Raw genomic sequence first — 16,882 nt, 5'->3', positions numbered from 1 at the left:
GGTTTGTTTGTGCTTGTAGTTTTTGGGGGTGCCAGGCACTTGTCGATTTTCCTTTGGAAAATGCGCAAATGCCTGGCACCCGCTCTATTCTCTAGTTTAGTTTTAGTTTTCCTTCAAATGCTTTTCCATATACTGCTCGAATGTCCTTCTCTGTATATGCTTTTGGGCTTCTTGCTAGTAATCTGGTTTGTTTTACTGCATCTCTAGTTAACTGTTCTATATCGCTTTCTTTAATTCCAAATTCTTTAATTGTTGTAGGTATACCTACATCTTTAACGATATTGTATAACTCTTCCACTGCTTTGATAGCAGCTTCTCTATCAGATAGATGATCTACTTTAAGTCCTAATGCTTCCGCTACATTTCCCATCTTACCTAGACAAGATGGCCATATGTACTCAAATACATAAGGTAACAAAACGGCATTCGACTCTCCATGAGGTATTTTAAATAAACCTCCCAATGGATAAGCAAGCGCATGAACTCCTGCAACTCCCGCATTATAGAAGCTTAAACCAGCTTGCAAACTACCTAAAGCCATTTGTTTACGGGCTTCATTATCAGAACCATTCCATACAGCAGTTCGAATGTTTTTGCCAATTCTTTTTATTGCATCTAATGCGAGCGTGTCTGTTAATTCGGAAGCGCGTATAGAAGTGTAGGCCTCAATGGCGTGTGTTAAAGCATCAACTCCTGTCGAGGCTGTTATTCGCGGTGGAAGGGAGTAGGTGAGTTCATAGTCAACAATTGCCGTGTCTGCAAGTAGATAGGGATCGGTGATGACATCCTTTGTCGTATCAAGTGAAAAAACTGCTATATCGGTTACCTCTGAACCTGTACCAGCTGTAGTTGGGATTAGGATTTTAGGCAATCCTTTATGCACGAGCTTTTTTGTACCGGTTAAGTTTAAATAGTCTTCTACTTTTCCTTCATGACTGCTTAAAACGGCACATGCCTTTGCAATATCTAATGTACTTCCCCCACCAATTCCAATAATGATATCTGCATTACTTTTTCGTAATACTTGAACCGCATGATTGGCAATATTTAACGGTGGCTCTGGTACTACATCAGTAAACAATTCATAATCTATCTCGCCTAGCTGTAATGTATGCTCTAAGCGAGTAACGAGACCTGCCTTTACTACACCAGGATCTGCATAAATCATCGCTTTAGATGCACCAAACTTTCGTATTTGCTCCACTACTTCGGTTAATACACCTTCACCTGTAATCAACGTTTGCGGCGATACAAATGGATTCATATTATTCCCTCCTCCTTCACTTACTTATTCTATTAAACGTAAAGGGGGAGTTTTCCTTGTTTACGCAGAATCTATATAATTAGTATTCTAATACAAAAAGCGCCTGCAAGTATTTATGTTGTACAAATTCGGATTTCACATTAAAATATGTTTCGTTTAAACCTATTTGCAAACTACTTTTAACCAAACCATTTGGAGGAGAACATGAAAACGTCTGTTGGTACACTTTTAACCATATCCATTATTACCGTATCCTTTGCAGCTATTTTTGTAAAATGGTCTGATGCACCTGCCACTATTTCAAGTATGTACCGAATGTATTTTGCCTGTATTCTGCTACTTCCAATCATTTGGATAAAACGAAGGGAAATTGCCAAGCTATCAAAAAATGATTGGCTATTTTTAGCCTTATCCGGATTTTTTCTGGCCTTGCATTTTGCCTTATGGTTTGGCTCTTTAAAATTGACCACAGTAGCAAGCTCTACCATTATACTCGCCTTACAACCAATTGTAGCCTTAGTAGGTGGTTTTCTAATTTACAAGGAGAGGACAACCCTTTCTTCTCTAGTAACCATATGTATTTCCATTATTGGGGTCGTCCTAATTGGATGGGGAGATGTTCAATTTAACGATGCGTCCGTCATTATCGGGGATCTGCTATCTTTCCTAAGCGTTATTGCAGTAGTATGTTATTTGTTAATCGGACAAGCAAAGGTAAAAAGGATTTCCCATTGGATTTATAGTTTTTGTGTATTCTTGTTTGCAGGTCTATTTTTACATCTTTACAACTTTACTGCAGGGATCTCAATTACTAGGTACGAAGCATCTGAATGGGGTATTTTTCTATTATTAGCGATTTTCCCAACCATTGCACATATGATTTTCAACCACCTATTAAACTATGTTAATACAACAACCATTTCCATGAGTATATTAGGAGAACCTGTAGGCGCTACAATACTAGCAGTCCTTTTGTTAGGAGAACGCTTGAAATGGTTACAAATGGTAGGTGGGTTGTTCGTATTAGTTGGCGTATTTTTATTTTTAAGAGCGCAAAGTAAAGCAAAAAGCCTCCAACGAACGGCTGAGAAACTGTAATAAATTTCTACAAAGCAAAAAATCCGAACCAATACGATGCCTCGATGGAGAGGATCGTATTCAAGGTTCGGATTTTATTTGTACTACGTTATTTTGCAGTAGCTTTTTCTTTCTTAATTTGTTTACTTCTTAGCTGGCCACATGCAGCATCAATATCTGTACCGTTCTCTAAACGAACCCCACAATTAATTCCTCTACTCTTCAGCGTATCGTAGAAAACTTGTATGTTATCTGGCAGGCTTCGCTCATATTGAATATGCTCATCAACCGGATTGTAAGGAATGAGGTTCACATACGATAAATGACGCTTATTCCGAAGCAGTTTTGCTAGTTGTATCGCTTCTTCCTTATGGTCGTTGACATCATTTAATAAAATATATTCAAACGTAATCCGTCGATTTGTCTTTTCTAAATAGTAATCTACCGCATCCATTAATTTTTCAATTGGATAAGCACGATTAATCTTCATAATATTTGTACGCAATTCATTGTTTGGTGCATGTAAGGAAATCGCTAAATTAATTTGAATCCCTTCATCTGCAAATTCGTAAATTTTCGGCACAATACCACTAGTAGAAACGGTAATATGACGCGCACCGATAGATAATCCATTTTGATCGTTCACCACACGTAAAAAGTTTGTAAGGTTCGTATAGTTATCAAATGGCTCCCCGATACCCATCACGACAATATGACTTACTCTTTCTCCCTTGCCTTGGGCGTCTAAATGGTGTTGTACATTCATAATTTGCTCTACAATTTCTCCACCTGATAAGTCACGATTTTTACGTAAAAGACCACTTGCACAGAATGTACAGCCGATGTTACAACCTACTTGAGTGGTAACACAAACAGATAAGCCATAATTAAATCGCATCAAAACCGTTTCAATTAAATTGCCATCTTCTAATTTAAATAAAAATTTAATCGTACCATCAGCTGAGGTTTGTTTTATTTCTTCGCTTAACGATTGTATATAAAAATGTTCTTCCAACAAAGCAATACATTCTTTATTTACATTTCGCATTTCTTGAAAATCGGTAACTCTCTTCTTATATAGCCAATCCCACACTTGAGAAGCCCGAAACTTCTTTTGTCCATGTTCTACTAACCAATCTGTTAATTGATCAAAGGTAAGACCATATATGGACTGTTTTGTCATTTTAAAACCTTCTTTCCTAATGTGCATTCCTTTATCCAAATAAATGGGCATAAAAAACCCTATCTAATATTAAAGTTCACTTCTTCTATATTACTGAAAATAACGCTATGTAGCAAATCGAATATTTCCCAGTTATATTCCCTTAAATTAACAATTATGTAACCTGTATACATTTCTGAAATTTTTTAATTAATGCATAAGAATAAAAAAAGTTTTATAATTAAAAACTATGTGTTAGACATTTTTTGACACGTTTTATAGAAAATATTTTGATAATTTAAAGTTTTGTTTAAACATTGGAGGTTTACGTATGGCATCAATCGATAAACAGAAGATCGTAGAAAGTGTCCCACAAAAAGGGTTTTTTGGGCACCCGAAAGGTTTGTTCACACTATTCTTTACAGAGTTTTGGGAACGTTTCTCATACTATGGCATGAGAGCAATCCTTGTTTATTATATTTATTATGAAGTATCGGAAGGTGGTTTAGGTCTTCCTGAATCAACCGCTCTTTCCATTATGTCTATTTATGGTTCACTAGTCTATATGTCTGGTATTATTGGTGGATGGTTAGCAGACCGGATATTTGGTACTTCAAAGGCTATTTTCTATGGTGGTATTTTAATTATGCTAGGTCATATTGCTCTAGCAATCCCAGGAAATTTAACCATGTTCCTAGTTTCCATGGTTCTCATTATTATCGGAACTGGTTTATTAAAGCCAAACGTTTCTAGTGTCGTTGGGGACTTATATAGTCAAACAGATGATCGTCGTGATGCAGGCTTTAGTATTTTTTACATGGGAATAAACTTAGGTGCATTCATCTCTCCACTAATCGTTGGAGAATTAATGGATTATAGCTTCCACTTAGGATTTAGTATAGCGGCATTTGGTATGTTAATTGGTTTAATCTTATTTGTGGTTACGAAAAAGAAAAATCTTGGTCTAGCAGGCACGTATGTACCGAACCCGTTGGCACCTGAAGAAAAGAAAAAAGTATATACTATCGCAACAATCGGTGTTATTGTCATTGGTATTTTAGCAGCTATCCTCATTCCATTAGGCTTTTTAACCTTTGATAGCTTTATCGCATTAGTTGGTATATTAGGAATTGGTTTACCAATCTTCTATTTCACTTTAATGTATCGCAGTCCAAAAACGACACCTGAAGAGCGCTCACGAGTTCTCGCGTATATTCCATTATTTATTGCAGCCGTAATGTTCTGGGCTATTCAAGAACAAGGATCAACTATTCTTGCCCATTACGCAGATAATCGAACAGACTTAAACTTTTTAGGATTTGATATTTCACCAGCGTGGTTCCAGTCGTTAAATCCATTGTTCATTATCCTCCTAGCTCCTGTATTTGCAGGTATGTGGGTGAAATTAGGGGATCGTCAGCCATCTGTACCGAAAAAGTTTTCCTTAGGTATTCTATTAGCTGGTCTATCCTTTATCGTTATTTTAATCCCAGGTTATCTTGCTGGAACAGATTCATTGGTTAGTCCTTTATGGCTTGTTTTAAGTTATTTGATTGTTGTATTAGGAGAGCTTTTACTATCTCCAGTTGGACTATCTGCAACAACTAAGCTTGCTCCAGCAGCATTTTCTGCTCAAACCATGAGTCTATGGTTCTTATCAAGTGCTGCAGCACAAGCAATTAATGCACAAATCGTTAAGTTTTATAACGAAGAATCAGAAATTCTTTATTTTGGAATTATAGGTGGTATTGCCATTATCCTAAGTATCCTATTATTTGCGATTTCCCCTAAAATTGAAAAATTCATGAAGGGTATAAAGTAAATAACAAAATGGACAAGCGTTTATGCTTGTCCATTTTTCTTTGTTCGCTCGATACCTTTGTCTGTCACGGCAAAGTTTCTAGTCATTTTCTTTATTTGCTCTACTTTTCGGAACCGAAGGGCAGACCAATCCTCATCAATCGCAACCTGGCGAACTGGTTCATAGCCTTCCTCACGTAGCATTCCTGTTACAGTATCTCGACTACAATCAGAGCCTTTATACTTTTTCGATGATTTTTTTGGATAACAGAGCCAAAGCAAACCATCTTCAGCTACGTATTTTACAGCACCTTTTGCTGCATCTTGTAAGGCTACGTTTGTAGCACCGAAAACTTGAATGAAATCATAGCTTTCCAATCGTGGTTCTGTGTGTACTACACCTTGAAATGCTTTTTGAACCTGTTCATATGAAGCTGGTGCTTGAATAAGTAGAACAGGCTGTCCTTGATCTTTAAACTGAAGCTTCTTTAAAATCGGATGTACATCCATCACGTGAAACCTCCCTTAAGCCTACTCCCACTCAATCGTTGCTGGTGGCTTAGAAGTAATATCATAAACAACACGATTTACATCCTTTACTTCATTACAAATTCGAGTGGAAATTTTCTCTAGTATATCATAAGGGATTCGTGCCCAGTCTGCAGTCATTCCATCAATAGAAGTAACGGCTCGAATGCCAATGGTATAATCATATGTTCTTGCATCCCCCATGACACCAACAGAACGGATATCAGGCAGGACTGTGAAATATTGCCAGATGGAATCAGTTAAATTAGCCTTCGCAATCTCATCGCGTAAAATATAATCTGAATCTCTAACGATGGTTAACTTCTCCTCCGTAACCTCACCTAAAATACGAATACCAAGTCCAGGGCCAGGGAATGGTTGTCTCCACACAATTTCTTTTGGAAGGCCTAATTCTTCGCCTAGCTTTCGCACTTCATCTTTAAATAAAGTATTTAATGGTTCAATTAATTCCATTTTCATATGCTCGGGAAGTCCACCAACATTATGGTGCGACTTAATCGTTTGTGCAGTGGCTGTTCCGCTCTCTACAATATCTGTATAAAGGGTTCCTTGTGCAAGAAAATCCATATCTTCTAGCTTATTTGCTTCCTCTTCAAATAAATAGATAAATTCATTTCCGATAATTTTACGCTTTTGTTCCGGGTCGGAAACCCCTTTTAGCTTATCCAAAAATCGCTTCTTTGCATCGACTTTAATAACATTCATATCAAATTTATCTGCAAAGGTCTCCATTACACTTTCTGCTTCCCCTTTGCGTAATAGACCGTGATCTACAAAAATACACGTTAGCTGGTCCCCAATCGCTTCATGAAGAAGCACAGCCACAACAGAGGAATCGACACCACCACTAAGTGCACACAACACCTTTTTATTGCCAACCTTTGTTTGGATTTCTGAAATGGACTGCTTGATTATTTCATCCATTGTCCAGTTTCCTTCACATTGACAAATTTCATAAATAAAGTTGCGTAGCATTTCATTTCCATTTTCAGAATGTCGTACTTCTGGATGGAATTGAACAGCGTATAAGTTTTCTGCTTCATTACTCATGGCCGCTACTGGACAGGATGGATTCTGTGCGTCAATCTTGAAATTCGCAGGTACATCTAATACTAAATCGCCGTGACTCATCCAAACCGTTTGCTCTCTATCTAAACCTTTAAACAGCTTCGATTCGTTCGTAAGCTGAAGTGTAGCTTTTCCATACTCTCGAAACTCTGCTCGGTCTACCTTTGCTTGAAAATGATGTGCCATAAGCTGCATACCGTAACAAATGCCTAAAACAGGTATACCTAAATCAAAAATACGCTCGTCACACTTCGGAGCTCCATCATCTGTCACACTGTTTGGTCCCCCAGAAAAAATAATTCCTTTAGGATTCAATTCTTTAATCTTTTCGATGGAAATGTCATTTGGTAAAAGCTCACTAAACACCCCTAGATCCCGAATACGTCTTGCAATCAACTGATTATATTGCCCACCAAAATCTAATACAATAATTGTTTCCTGTTGTTTATCCAAAGTAATCCCCTTTCATTACCGCCAATTAATTAATAGAATAATTAGGCGCCTCTCTTGTAATGTGTACATCATGTGCATGACTTTCTTTTAAGCCTGCACCTGTTATTCGAACGAACTGTCCGTTGTCTTGTAATGCTTTTACGTCTTTCGCACCACAATAACCCATACCAGAACGGATACCACCTACTAACTGGAATACTACCTCAGAAAGTGGTCCTTTATACGGTGTGCGTCCTTCAATTCCTTCTGGTACTAGCTTTTTCGCGTTTTCTTGGAAATAACGGTCCTTACTTCCCTTTTCCATCGCACTAATCGAGCCCATACCACGATATACTTTATATCTACGTCCTTGGAAAAGCTCAAATTCTCCTGGGCTCTCCTCTGTACCAGCGAGTAGACTACCTAGCATGACACAAGTTGCCCCTGCTCCAAGTGCTTTTGTAATATCACCGGAAAACTGTATCCCACCATCTGCAATAATTGGGATGTTATATTCCCTTGCCACTGTCGCACAGTCATAAACAGCTGTTATCTGTGGTACACCAATACCCGCAACAATTCTAGTTGTACATATAGAGCCTGGTCCGATTCCAACTTTTACTGCCGATACGCCCGCTTCAATTAAGTCTTTTGTAGCTTCGCCAGTCGCCACATTGCCAGCAATTAACGTGAGGTCTGGATATTTTTTGCGTAGTTCTTTTACGGTCTCCATAACACCTCGTGAATGTCCGTGAGCCGTATCTACAACTAAAGCGTCTACCCCTGCTTCTACTAATGCTTCGGCACGATCAAATGCATCTTTGGAAACACCAATTGCAGCTGCTACTAATAAGCGCCCATGTTCATCTCTTGCTGTATTCGGATATTCAATCGCTTTTTCAATATCCTTAATTGTAATTAAGCCCTTCAATTTATTATGACTGTCTACGATTGGCAGTTTTTCGATTTTATGTTTCTTTAAAATGGCTTCCGCTTCTTCTAATGTAGTCCCTTCTTTAGCAGTAATAATGTTCTCCTTCGTCATCACTTCACGAATGGCTACAGAATAGTCATGGATAAAACGTAAATCACGATTCGTTATAATTCCAATTAATGTATTTTCGTCATTTACAATGGGAACCCCCGAAATACGATACTTCGCCATCAATTCTTCTGCCTTATATACTTGTTCCTCTGGTTTTAAAGAAAATGGGTTCGTGACAACACCATTTTCAGAGCGTTTTACCCGATCTACTTCAGAAGCCTGTTCCGCAATGCTCATGTTTTTATGAATCACGCCAATTCCACCTTCACGAGCAATTGCAATTGCTAACTTCGCTTCCGTTACAGTATCCATTGCAGAGGACATAATGGGAATATTCAATTTCACCTTGTCGCTTAATCGAACAGATAAGTCTACGTCATGAGGTAAAACTTCAGATTTTGCCGGAACTAGTAGTACATCATTAAATGTTAATGCTTCTTTTTTAAATTTGTCTTCCCACACATAAATCTTCCTTTCTATTTTTTTATTTTTTCTAGTAAAAAATAGTATTCTCTAATGAACCCCAAATAATAAAAATGCCCAGTCAAAGATTTCCTGTTCGAGGAGAAATCTTTAACTGGACTTTTGACACAAATGTATACAAAAAAGCCTATTTAAAGCTATTTCTCTCGTAGTCCGGTATTTACATTGGTCACCAAGTAGAAACGATCAGACCTTATTACTGATCCTATACGTGAGCGCATTTCCTTTTATATTGTTATCTAACATAACGGACAAATAGAATAAAGTCAATGGATTCGTTATAACTTGAATTATTCTTAAATTTTCATTATCTTTAGATAATACAAAATAGTTAAATTCGCAGGGAGACGATCAAATGAAAGCCATCCTTTTAGGCATTTTAGGTGCTTTGTTTTTTTCTACAACCTTCGTGTTAAACCGATCCATGGAATTAGAAGGTGGGAGTTGGGTTTGGAGCGCCTCTCTTCGCTTTTTCTTTATGCTCCCAATATTATTCATTATTGTAGGCATGCAAAAACGGGTAAAACCTGTACTTCAGCACCTGAAAAAAAAGCCCATTGCTTGGATAGGGTGGAGTACAGTTGGATTTGGTCTTTTTTACGCACCCATCACTTTTGCCACAGTCTACGGGCCAGGTTGGCTAGTAGCAGCAACATTTCAAATTACGATTGTAGCAGGGTCGTTACTGGTACCATTTTTAAATGGGAAGCACACAGACAGAGAAGGGATTCCAATCAAGAGCGTTCTTATTTCTTCCATTATTGTCATTGGGGTTTTTCTAATGCAATTGGAGCACGCTTCCGTTGTACCTGTTATGAGTGTAATCATTTGTGTGCTTGTCCTTATTGTATCTGCATTTGCCTATCCACTAGGAAATCGGAAAATGATGCAGGTAGTCGATGGCAAATTAAATACATTTCAACGAATTTTAGGAATGACCATTGCTAGTACTCCATTTTGGATTCTATTATCTATTTACGGCTTCTTCATGCACGGACTCCCAAGCTCAAGCCAAATACTTCAAACCCTAATTATTGCTATTAGCTCAGGAATCATAGCTACTACTCTATTTTTCTACGCCACTGAGCTTGTCCATGGTAATAACCAAAAATTAGCAGCAGTAGAAGCAACACAATCAGGTGAGGTTGTCTTTGCACTGATTGGGGAAATGCTTTTCCTAAATTCCAACCTTCCAAGCACCGTTTCTATATTTGGTATTCTACTTGTTGTATTTGGAATGATTCTTCATAGTATGAAATCCATTCGTCCAAAGCCAAAGGTTAGTCGATCAACCTCCATAAGTAAATAGCAGTACAAAAGCACTTTTGGAATAAGAGTGAAGTGCCTTTGTACTGCAATCGGGTCAACCATTATGACTTTTTTTATCTTCTACATCTTTCTTTTTCATTACAAAAAGATTTAAAGATGGATCCGAGCCTGTTAGTAGGTTATAGAAGAACGAAGCCATAACATTATAGCTTTCTTCCATTTTCTCCGCTAGAAAGCTGGCACGCTCATATAAAATGGAACGCAAATGTGTCACTTGTCTATGTGTTTTTTCCATTAATGCTTCTTGATTATCTAACTTACCTAGCATTTGATTTTGTTTTTCATCTTGAACGTGAACCCTGTTTAACATGTCCTTTTGCAGATCCATTAATTGGCTCATCTGATTGTATAATTCTTGGTTAGACAAGTCATACTGGCTAATTTGATTTAATACTTCATTATGAGATTGGCTTAATTCATTTATTTGCTTTATGACTTCACGATTTAATGCACTTTCTGATTCTAACATTGCATGTAACTGTTCACTGTTTTGGTTCAATTCTGCTATCCAATGCTTCGTCTTTGTCTCAAACTCCTCGTGCTGCATATCGCTTTGCTGCAGCTCCTTTAAACGATTTCCGACTTCCTTCCACTGGCTAATCTGTATATTCCGCTGTTGTTCGTATGCTCGCTGTAAATCCTGAAATGAGGTCACCATCGTTTTGTTTAGTTTTTTCTGTTCCTTGACCATCTCGGAAAAATAATCAATACGTAAATATCCTTGATTCGGCTCCTTCAGCTGCGTGTTATTCTTATAGACATTTGGATGATCTCCTGAATTAATAAATAAAGCCATGCATTCACATCCCTTACAACCATTTTTCCTTATTTTATGCGACCCTTTCTAAAACGGGACTTCTGCTCAAAGAATTCTATACATAACGTCTAGTTAAAAGAAACCTATTTCTTGAAAGGGATTTAGTAATAACCAAATTTTGATATACTGAAAGCAAGGATGAATAATTAAAGGAGGCAAAAGCATGGCGAAGGAATTGTCACTAGAGCAAAAAGGAGAATTACTCCAAGTGTTGAAGGAACGGTTTGAAAAAAATATGCATCGTCACAGTGAGTTGGAGTGGATACATATCGAAGCAAAGCTAGAAGCAAATCCGGAAAAGCTTTGGTCACTTCATGAGATGGAAGCAACAGAAGGAGAACCAGATGTTGTTGCATATGATAAAGAAAAGGACGAATACATTTTTTATGATTGTTCAAAGGAAAGCCCAAAAGGTCGCAGAAGTATTTGCTATGACCGAGAAGCATTAGAAGCGAGAAAAAAGCATAAACCAGAAAACAGTGCGATGGATATGGCTACTGACATGGGCATTGAAATGTTAACTGAGGAACAATATCGAGAGCTACAAAAGCTGGATGAATTTGATTTGAAAACATCCAGTTGGGTGCACACACCTACCGATATTAGAGGACGAGGTGGCGCTCTATTTTGTGACCGCCGTTACGGTCATGTCTTTGTCTATCACAATGGTGCAGATTCTTACTACGGTGCAAGAGGCTTTCGAGGGTCGTTAAGGGTTTAACGTTACTACCGTTTTGATTATCACGAACTGAGGGAGAGGAGAGACTTTTTATTTAAAAAAGAATATGGCTATTTCCGCTGTAAAATATGCTTTAATGCCCTCGTAATCCGAACTAAACGAAAACAAGCCGAAAATGGAAAATACGCTTCCATTTTCGGTTTAAAAAATTTACGCTTCGAATTTTTATAAAAAATCACTCAATATATCAATCATAGACTTTTTCTTTTTATGTTTATATGGGTGACCATACTTATCATACTTTTTATAGCTATCATGTTTGCGATAGCGATCATATTTGTCATAGATATCGTGTTTACGATCGGTATCCTCGAATTTAGGCTCCTTATACTCTCGCTTATAGGAATCTTCTACCTTATTGGATTCCATATAATAGGACTGTTCTTCTCGTAATCCTTGCGTTATTTTCTCTAATTCGCCCCGGTCTAGCCAAACTCCTTTACAATTTGGACAGATGTCAATTAACACATTTTCTTTTTCAATTTCCTTCATCCGTACATTGTCACAAACAGGACATAGCATGATACACATCGCTCCTTACCTACAAGGGATTTATTTCCTCTATTGTACCATGATTTACAGTTATATCTTACTAAATTGAACGCAAAAAAGGCTATAAGGTTATCGAACCAATATAGCCACCACATTTATCTACTCTGTTAGTTATTTTTTGTAGAAGGCACCGAACAGTCCAAGTATAAAACTCGGGAAAATCCACCCCATGCCATTCGCATAAAACGGGAGTGCCTGTAGCAATCCTTCCACTAGACCTAATGAAAATCCCGCCGTTTTCAAACCATCGAGTATGCTAACCGCTCCTGCACCGATAACAGCACCAAGGTAGATAGAGTTCGTTATGTTCCACTTTGCATTTACAATAGATAAAAGAATTAGGACAATGGCTATTGGATATATCGCATAAAGAACTGGTAATGAAAATGAAATGAGTTGATTCAATCCTAAGTTTGCCATTGTAAAACTAAATAAGCATATTATAGCAATAACGACGATATACGGTAGCTTTTTAAACGTTTTGGATAAATACTCACCACATGCAGAAACCAAGCCTACGGACGTCGTTAAACAAGCTAATGCAATTACAAGGGCTAAAATCATTGTGCCATATATGCCGAAGATGTTTTCTACGACCATAGAAAGGATTGTTCCACCATTTTGTTGCATACCGATTACATTGACACTTGTAGCACCGATAAAGGCTAACGTTATATAAACAAAAGACAAGCCAATTCCTGCTACAATTCCAGCACGAATCGTAAAAGCTTTTATATCGGAAGCTTTCGTTATGCCTTTTTCCGTTATGCGATTAATGACAACCATTCCAAAAACAAGTGCAGCAATAGCATCCATAGTAAGGTAGCCTTCTAAAACGCCACTAATCATTGTATTATGTGCATATTTATCAATCGGTTTTTCAATTGATCCGATTGGAGAAATAAAGACTCGAATTGCTATAATGATAATTAGTAATAGTAGCAGCGGAGTCATTATTTTTCCAATTCGATTCACTAGTTTCGTTGGATTTAAGGAAAGGATAAAGGTTAAGGCAAAAAACAAAAGCGTTGTCCAAAACAAACTAGTAGCCCCATCTACCGACAGAAATGGAACAATGCCAATTTCATAGGCAACAGTAGCTGTTCGTGGAATTCCAAAAAAGGGACCAATTGTTAAGTAAACGATAAAAGGAAACAAAACTGCAAAAGCAGGATGTGCTTTTCTAGAAATTTCATCTAAACTTCCACTAATAGAAATAGCAATTACTGCCAGAACAGGTAATCCTACTCCGGTAAGTAGAAAGCCAAAAATCGCCAACCAAAGGGAATCTCCCGCCTGCTGACCAAGCGTAGGAGGAAAGATAATATTTCCTGCACCCAAAAAGAGCGCGAACATAAAAAAACCAAACGTCCAAGTATCTCGTTGTGATCGCAAATCATTCATACTTAAAATTCCTCTGTTTTCATTATCAAAATATCGTTATAATTACCCTATCCAAATATACAAGACCATTTGCTAGATTGCAAAATTATTTTTAAACTAGTTAAACTTGCCAAAAAATTGTGGTATTGAATAGAAATAGGCTGCAAGTTGTCTGTAACTTGCAGCCTGTGTTGTATACTAACTCCGTTCATGTACCAATATTATTGCGACAACTGCTATCAAACCTAGGTGTGCTATTCTTCTTTTTTTAATAAGTTAATAAAATGCATGAGTATCCGAGCAGTGAGTCCCCAAATGACTTTATCCTCATACAAATAAAAGTGTTCCTCAACCTTACTTGTACGCCAATTATAGTCTTTGCCCCCTTGAATAAGTTCAAATGGAAAATCTTCTTCCGGCTGCACACGCACATTTACTTTATATATGTCTGGCTTATGGTTCATAAAAAAGGACAATGGCACGGTAAATACGTGATCAACTTCTGCTGTGTTTGGCTTAATAAGCGCTTCATCTCTTATCCACCCTACATATGGATAAACAATCATCCCAAAAGGGGTAACCATATAGTCGATTGGATAGACATTTGAAATGTGATCATAGCCAATTCCTAATTCCTCCGTCGTTTCTCGAATTGCCGCATCCATTTCTGAAGCGTCCTGCGATTCGATTCTCCCACCAGGAAAACAAATTTCGCCAGGCTGTCTTCTTAACTGCTGCGATCGAACTTCAAATAAAACATGGACTTCGCCGTTCTTTTCTATTAGAGGAAGTAAAACAGAAGACTTTAAAAAATGTTCATGGCCTAAGATGAATGGATGATGATTTTGTAACTTCCTTAGAATTAACCCTGAATCCATATTCCCACCTCAATTTTATTGTTATTCCTACTATATCAGAGCAACGCTTTTTTTTCGAAAAATTGACAAAATGGATTTTGATTCGCATTTCCTTATTAATTACTTTATGATTAATGTAAAAGTAGAAATTGAAAAATCCGGAGTGAACCTATTTGAAGACAAAGAGAGCGTTACCACTATTATTTGCAGTTATGTTTTTTGTCATGATTGGGTTTGGCATTATTATACCAGTCTTACCTTTCTATGCAGAAGAGCTAGGTGCAAGCCCTACGGAACTTGGATTATTAATGGCCGTTTATTCCATCATGCAACTAATCTTCGCGCCAATGTGGGGAAGAATCTCCGATCGAATTGGTCGAAAACCTGTTATTACGATTGGAATATTAGGTTTATCCCTTTCCTTCTTCCTAATGGCCTTTGCAAATTCTCTTTGGATGTTGTTTGCAGCAAGAATCTTTGGTGGATTTTTATCCTCCGCAAACATGCCTACTGCTATGGCCTATGTAGCTGATATCACATCGGAAGAGGACCGTGGTAAAGGAATGGGAATCATTGGCGCTGCAGTAGGATTAGGTTTTGTATTCGGCCCAGCTATTGGAGGGATTTTTTCAAAAGGCAGCTTAAGCACACCCTTTTATATAGCCGGAATCTCATCTCTTGTTACGACTATTTTCGTGTTGTTATTCTTAAAAGAATCGTTATCCTTAGGGCAAAAAGAAAAAAGTCAACAAAAGGCTTCTCGTTGGCAATCCTTTAAAGGACCCTTATCCGTATTGTACGTTCTTCAATTGTTTGTCTCCCTATCTTTATCTGGTTTGGAGGCAACTTTCGCTTACTTTGCTGCTAAAACGGCCGGATTAGGTACTTTAGAATTAGGATACATTTTTATGATTATGGGATTTGCAGGAGCACTCGTTCAAGGTGGTCTAGTCGGAAGGTTAACCAAGAAATTCGGAGAAGGCCCGGTTATCCAAATGGGGATCTTTGTTTCTGCTATTGGGTTTTTCCTTATATTGTTTGTAGATAACTTTGTTACTGCTGCAATCTTTTTATCTGTATTCGGAATAGGCAATGGGGTTATACGACCGAGTGTCTCTTCCTTATTAACTAAAAAATCCGATACTGGTCACGGCAACACAACGGGGTTACTTTCCTCTATGGATTCTTTAGGGAGAGTAATTGGTCCACCATTAGGGGGGATATTGTACTCCATATCCATTGGGCTTCCATATATTTCAGGAATTTTACTATCGCTAATCGCGCTCCTTTTATATCGGTTTTATGTCGGGATTGACTCAAAACAGACAGCGTTAAGCTTAGAATAAAGAAGAGGCTAAGGACATGATGTCCTAGCCTCTTTTACCGTTCTATCGGATCACTTCTTGAGACGCTATCTTATTTTTTAGGATTCTAGTTTATTTTCAATTTCATAATTGGCCGATACTTCTTCAAACCATACTGCATATTCTTCGTTTATTTTCGAGTCGGTCAATAGTTGCTTTATCTCTTCTTTTGCATCCTCATATTCTGCTTCTTTTGCTGCTACTTTGTCAGCTAATTTTATAATGTGGAAGCCGTGCTCTGTCTCTACCGGCTCACTTATATCTCCGATTTCCATAGCAAATGCCGCTTCTTCAAATGCTTCCGCCATTTCCCCTTTTCCGAAGTAGCCTAGGTCTCCTCCAGATTCACTATTCGATTCATCAATGGAATATTCACTTGCCAAAGTAGCAAAGTCTTCGCCTGCATTCAGCTTATTTAATACCTCATTTGCGGTTGCTTCATCCTCAACTAAAATATGACTTGCCTTAACTTCCTCCTGCTGATTAAAGCTTTCTTTATTCTCCTCGAAGTACTTCTTTATTTCTTCTTCTGTTACCTCGATACGCTTTTCTAATATTTTATTCGTTGCAAGATAGGTCTTTATATCTTTTTCAAACGTATTGTAATCGACACCACTAGATTCCAGTACAGATAAGAAGGATTCTTCTCCACCGTAATATTCTTTATACTCCTCGATTTCCTTATCTACTTCTTCTTGAGAAACTTCAATTCCTTGCTTTTCAATTTCTTGATTAATAATGCTATTGGATATTAACGAATCCAACACACTTGCACCATATTGAGAGGTAAGTACATCATTTAATTCCTCTTCACTTATTTTTTCGTTTCCCACTTTCGCCACATATTCTTTATTACCTAAAGTAAGAACCGCTATTACGATTAAGATAATGCTTGCAGTTAAGAGCAAGCCATATAATAATTTTCGATTCGATTTCTTTTCCATTTGAAACTCCTTTAATA

The 16,882-nt window shown here is 37.6% G+C and carries 15 protein-coding genes and 1 riboswitch; of the genes, 5 read left to right on the top strand and 10 right to left on the bottom strand.

Features of this window, described 5'->3' with window-relative positions; translation table 11 throughout:
- Positions 1–91: 91 nt before the first annotated feature.
- The gene (locus tag C1A05_RS00825; RefSeq protein WP_102026277.1) at positions 92–1,264 is read right to left on the bottom strand and encodes an iron-containing alcohol dehydrogenase; all 1,173 of its coding nucleotides are present in this window, start codon (positions 1,262–1,264) and stop codon (positions 92–94) included.
- Positions 1,265–1,468: 204 nt separating this feature from the next.
- On the opposite strand from C1A05_RS00825, the gene C1A05_RS00820 reads away from it, so the two are divergent.
- Positions 1,469–2,362 carry a DMT family transporter gene (locus C1A05_RS00820; RefSeq protein WP_102026276.1) on the top strand — a complete coding sequence of 298 codons (894 nt, stop codon included), beginning with the start codon at positions 1,469–1,471 and terminating at the stop codon, positions 2,360–2,362.
- Positions 2,363–2,450: 88 nt separating this feature from the next.
- Here C1A05_RS00820 and rlmN read toward each other — a convergent pair whose 3' ends face one another.
- Positions 2,451–3,524 (bottom strand): 23S rRNA (adenine(2503)-C(2))-methyltransferase RlmN, encoded by a 1,074-nt coding sequence (rlmN, locus tag C1A05_RS00815; RefSeq protein ID WP_102026275.1) that lies wholly within the window; start codon positions 3,522–3,524, stop codon positions 2,451–2,453.
- A gap of 310 nt (positions 3,525–3,834) precedes the next feature.
- Here rlmN and C1A05_RS00810 point away from each other — a divergent pair, with 310 nt between their 5' ends.
- Positions 3,835–5,325 (top strand): peptide MFS transporter, encoded by a 1,491-nt coding sequence (locus C1A05_RS00810; protein WP_102026274.1) that lies wholly within the window; start codon positions 3,835–3,837, stop codon positions 5,323–5,325.
- A 20-nt stretch (positions 5,326–5,345) separates the two neighbouring features.
- Here C1A05_RS00810 and C1A05_RS00805 read toward each other — a convergent pair whose 3' ends face one another.
- The 3 genes from C1A05_RS00805 to guaB are packed head-to-tail and all read right to left on the bottom strand — an operon-like array spanning position 5,346 to position 8,859.
- Complete coding sequence (locus tag C1A05_RS00805; protein ID WP_102026273.1) at positions 5,346–5,816, bottom strand: DUF3052 domain-containing protein; 471 nt, start codon at positions 5,814–5,816, stop codon at positions 5,346–5,348.
- Positions 5,817–5,834: 18 nt separating this feature from the next.
- Positions 5,835–7,373, bottom strand: coding sequence for a glutamine-hydrolyzing GMP synthase (gene guaA / locus C1A05_RS00800; protein ID WP_102026272.1), 1,539 nt, complete (start codon positions 7,371–7,373; stop codon positions 5,835–5,837).
- Between the two features lie 25 nt (positions 7,374–7,398).
- The gene (gene guaB, locus C1A05_RS00795; RefSeq protein ID WP_102026271.1) at positions 7,399–8,859 is read right to left on the bottom strand and encodes an IMP dehydrogenase; all 1,461 of its coding nucleotides are present in this window, start codon (positions 8,857–8,859) and stop codon (positions 7,399–7,401) included.
- Between the two features lie 150 nt (positions 8,860–9,009).
- A riboswitch (purine riboswitch) is annotated at positions 9,010–9,113 on the bottom strand.
- 122 nt (positions 9,114–9,235) lie between these two features.
- Here guaB and C1A05_RS00790 point away from each other — a divergent pair.
- Complete coding sequence (locus tag C1A05_RS00790; protein WP_102026270.1) at positions 9,236–10,189, top strand: DMT family transporter; 954 nt, start codon at positions 9,236–9,238, stop codon at positions 10,187–10,189.
- Between the two features lie 54 nt (positions 10,190–10,243).
- Here the strand turns inward: C1A05_RS00790 and C1A05_RS00785 are convergent, their stop codons facing one another.
- Entirely contained in the window at positions 10,244–11,005 is a 762-nt protein-coding gene (locus tag C1A05_RS00785) for a hypothetical protein (RefSeq protein WP_102026269.1), read from the bottom strand.
- Positions 11,006–11,189: 184 nt separating this feature from the next.
- Here C1A05_RS00785 and C1A05_RS00780 point away from each other — a divergent pair, with 184 nt between their 5' ends.
- Complete coding sequence (locus tag C1A05_RS00780) at positions 11,190–11,747, top strand: DUF4256 domain-containing protein (RefSeq protein ID WP_200816454.1); 558 nt, start codon at positions 11,190–11,192, stop codon at positions 11,745–11,747.
- 183 nt (positions 11,748–11,930) lie between these two features.
- Here C1A05_RS00780 and C1A05_RS00775 read toward each other — a convergent pair whose 3' ends face one another.
- The 3 genes from C1A05_RS00775 to C1A05_RS00765 all read right to left on the bottom strand — a co-directional run bounded on the left by C1A05_RS00775 (position 11,931) and on the right by C1A05_RS00765 (position 14,578).
- Positions 11,931–12,287: a TFIIB-type zinc ribbon-containing protein gene (locus C1A05_RS00775; RefSeq protein WP_102026267.1), complete on the bottom strand. Its 357-nt coding sequence runs from the start codon at positions 12,285–12,287 to the stop codon at positions 11,931–11,933.
- Between the two features lie 141 nt (positions 12,288–12,428).
- Positions 12,429–13,721 (bottom strand): branched-chain amino acid transport system II carrier protein, encoded by a 1,293-nt coding sequence (gene brnQ, locus C1A05_RS00770; protein WP_102026266.1) that lies wholly within the window; start codon positions 13,719–13,721, stop codon positions 12,429–12,431.
- A 233-nt stretch (positions 13,722–13,954) separates the two neighbouring features.
- On the bottom strand, positions 13,955–14,578 hold the full coding sequence (locus C1A05_RS00765) for an NUDIX hydrolase (RefSeq protein ID WP_102026265.1): 624 nt from the start codon (positions 14,576–14,578) through the stop codon (positions 13,955–13,957).
- 152 nt (positions 14,579–14,730) lie between these two features.
- Here C1A05_RS00765 and C1A05_RS00760 point away from each other — a divergent pair, with 152 nt between their 5' ends.
- Positions 14,731–15,903 (top strand): MFS transporter, encoded by a 1,173-nt coding sequence (locus tag C1A05_RS00760; RefSeq protein ID WP_102026264.1) that lies wholly within the window; start codon positions 14,731–14,733, stop codon positions 15,901–15,903.
- A 77-nt stretch (positions 15,904–15,980) separates the two neighbouring features.
- Here the strand turns inward: C1A05_RS00760 and C1A05_RS00755 are convergent, their stop codons facing one another.
- Positions 15,981–16,865, bottom strand: coding sequence for a peptidylprolyl isomerase (locus tag C1A05_RS00755; RefSeq protein WP_102026263.1), 885 nt, complete (start codon positions 16,863–16,865; stop codon positions 15,981–15,983).
- Between the last annotated feature and the right edge of the window lie 17 nt (positions 16,866–16,882).

The sequence above is a fragment of the Salirhabdus sp. Marseille-P4669 genome, from assembly GCF_900240405.1.
In the GTDB taxonomy this organism is placed as follows: Bacteria; Bacillota; Bacilli; order Bacillales; family Alkalibacillaceae; genus OEQK01.
The sequence above is the reverse complement of the archived record's forward strand: the minus strand, read 5'-3'. Positions and strand labels throughout refer to the sequence as shown.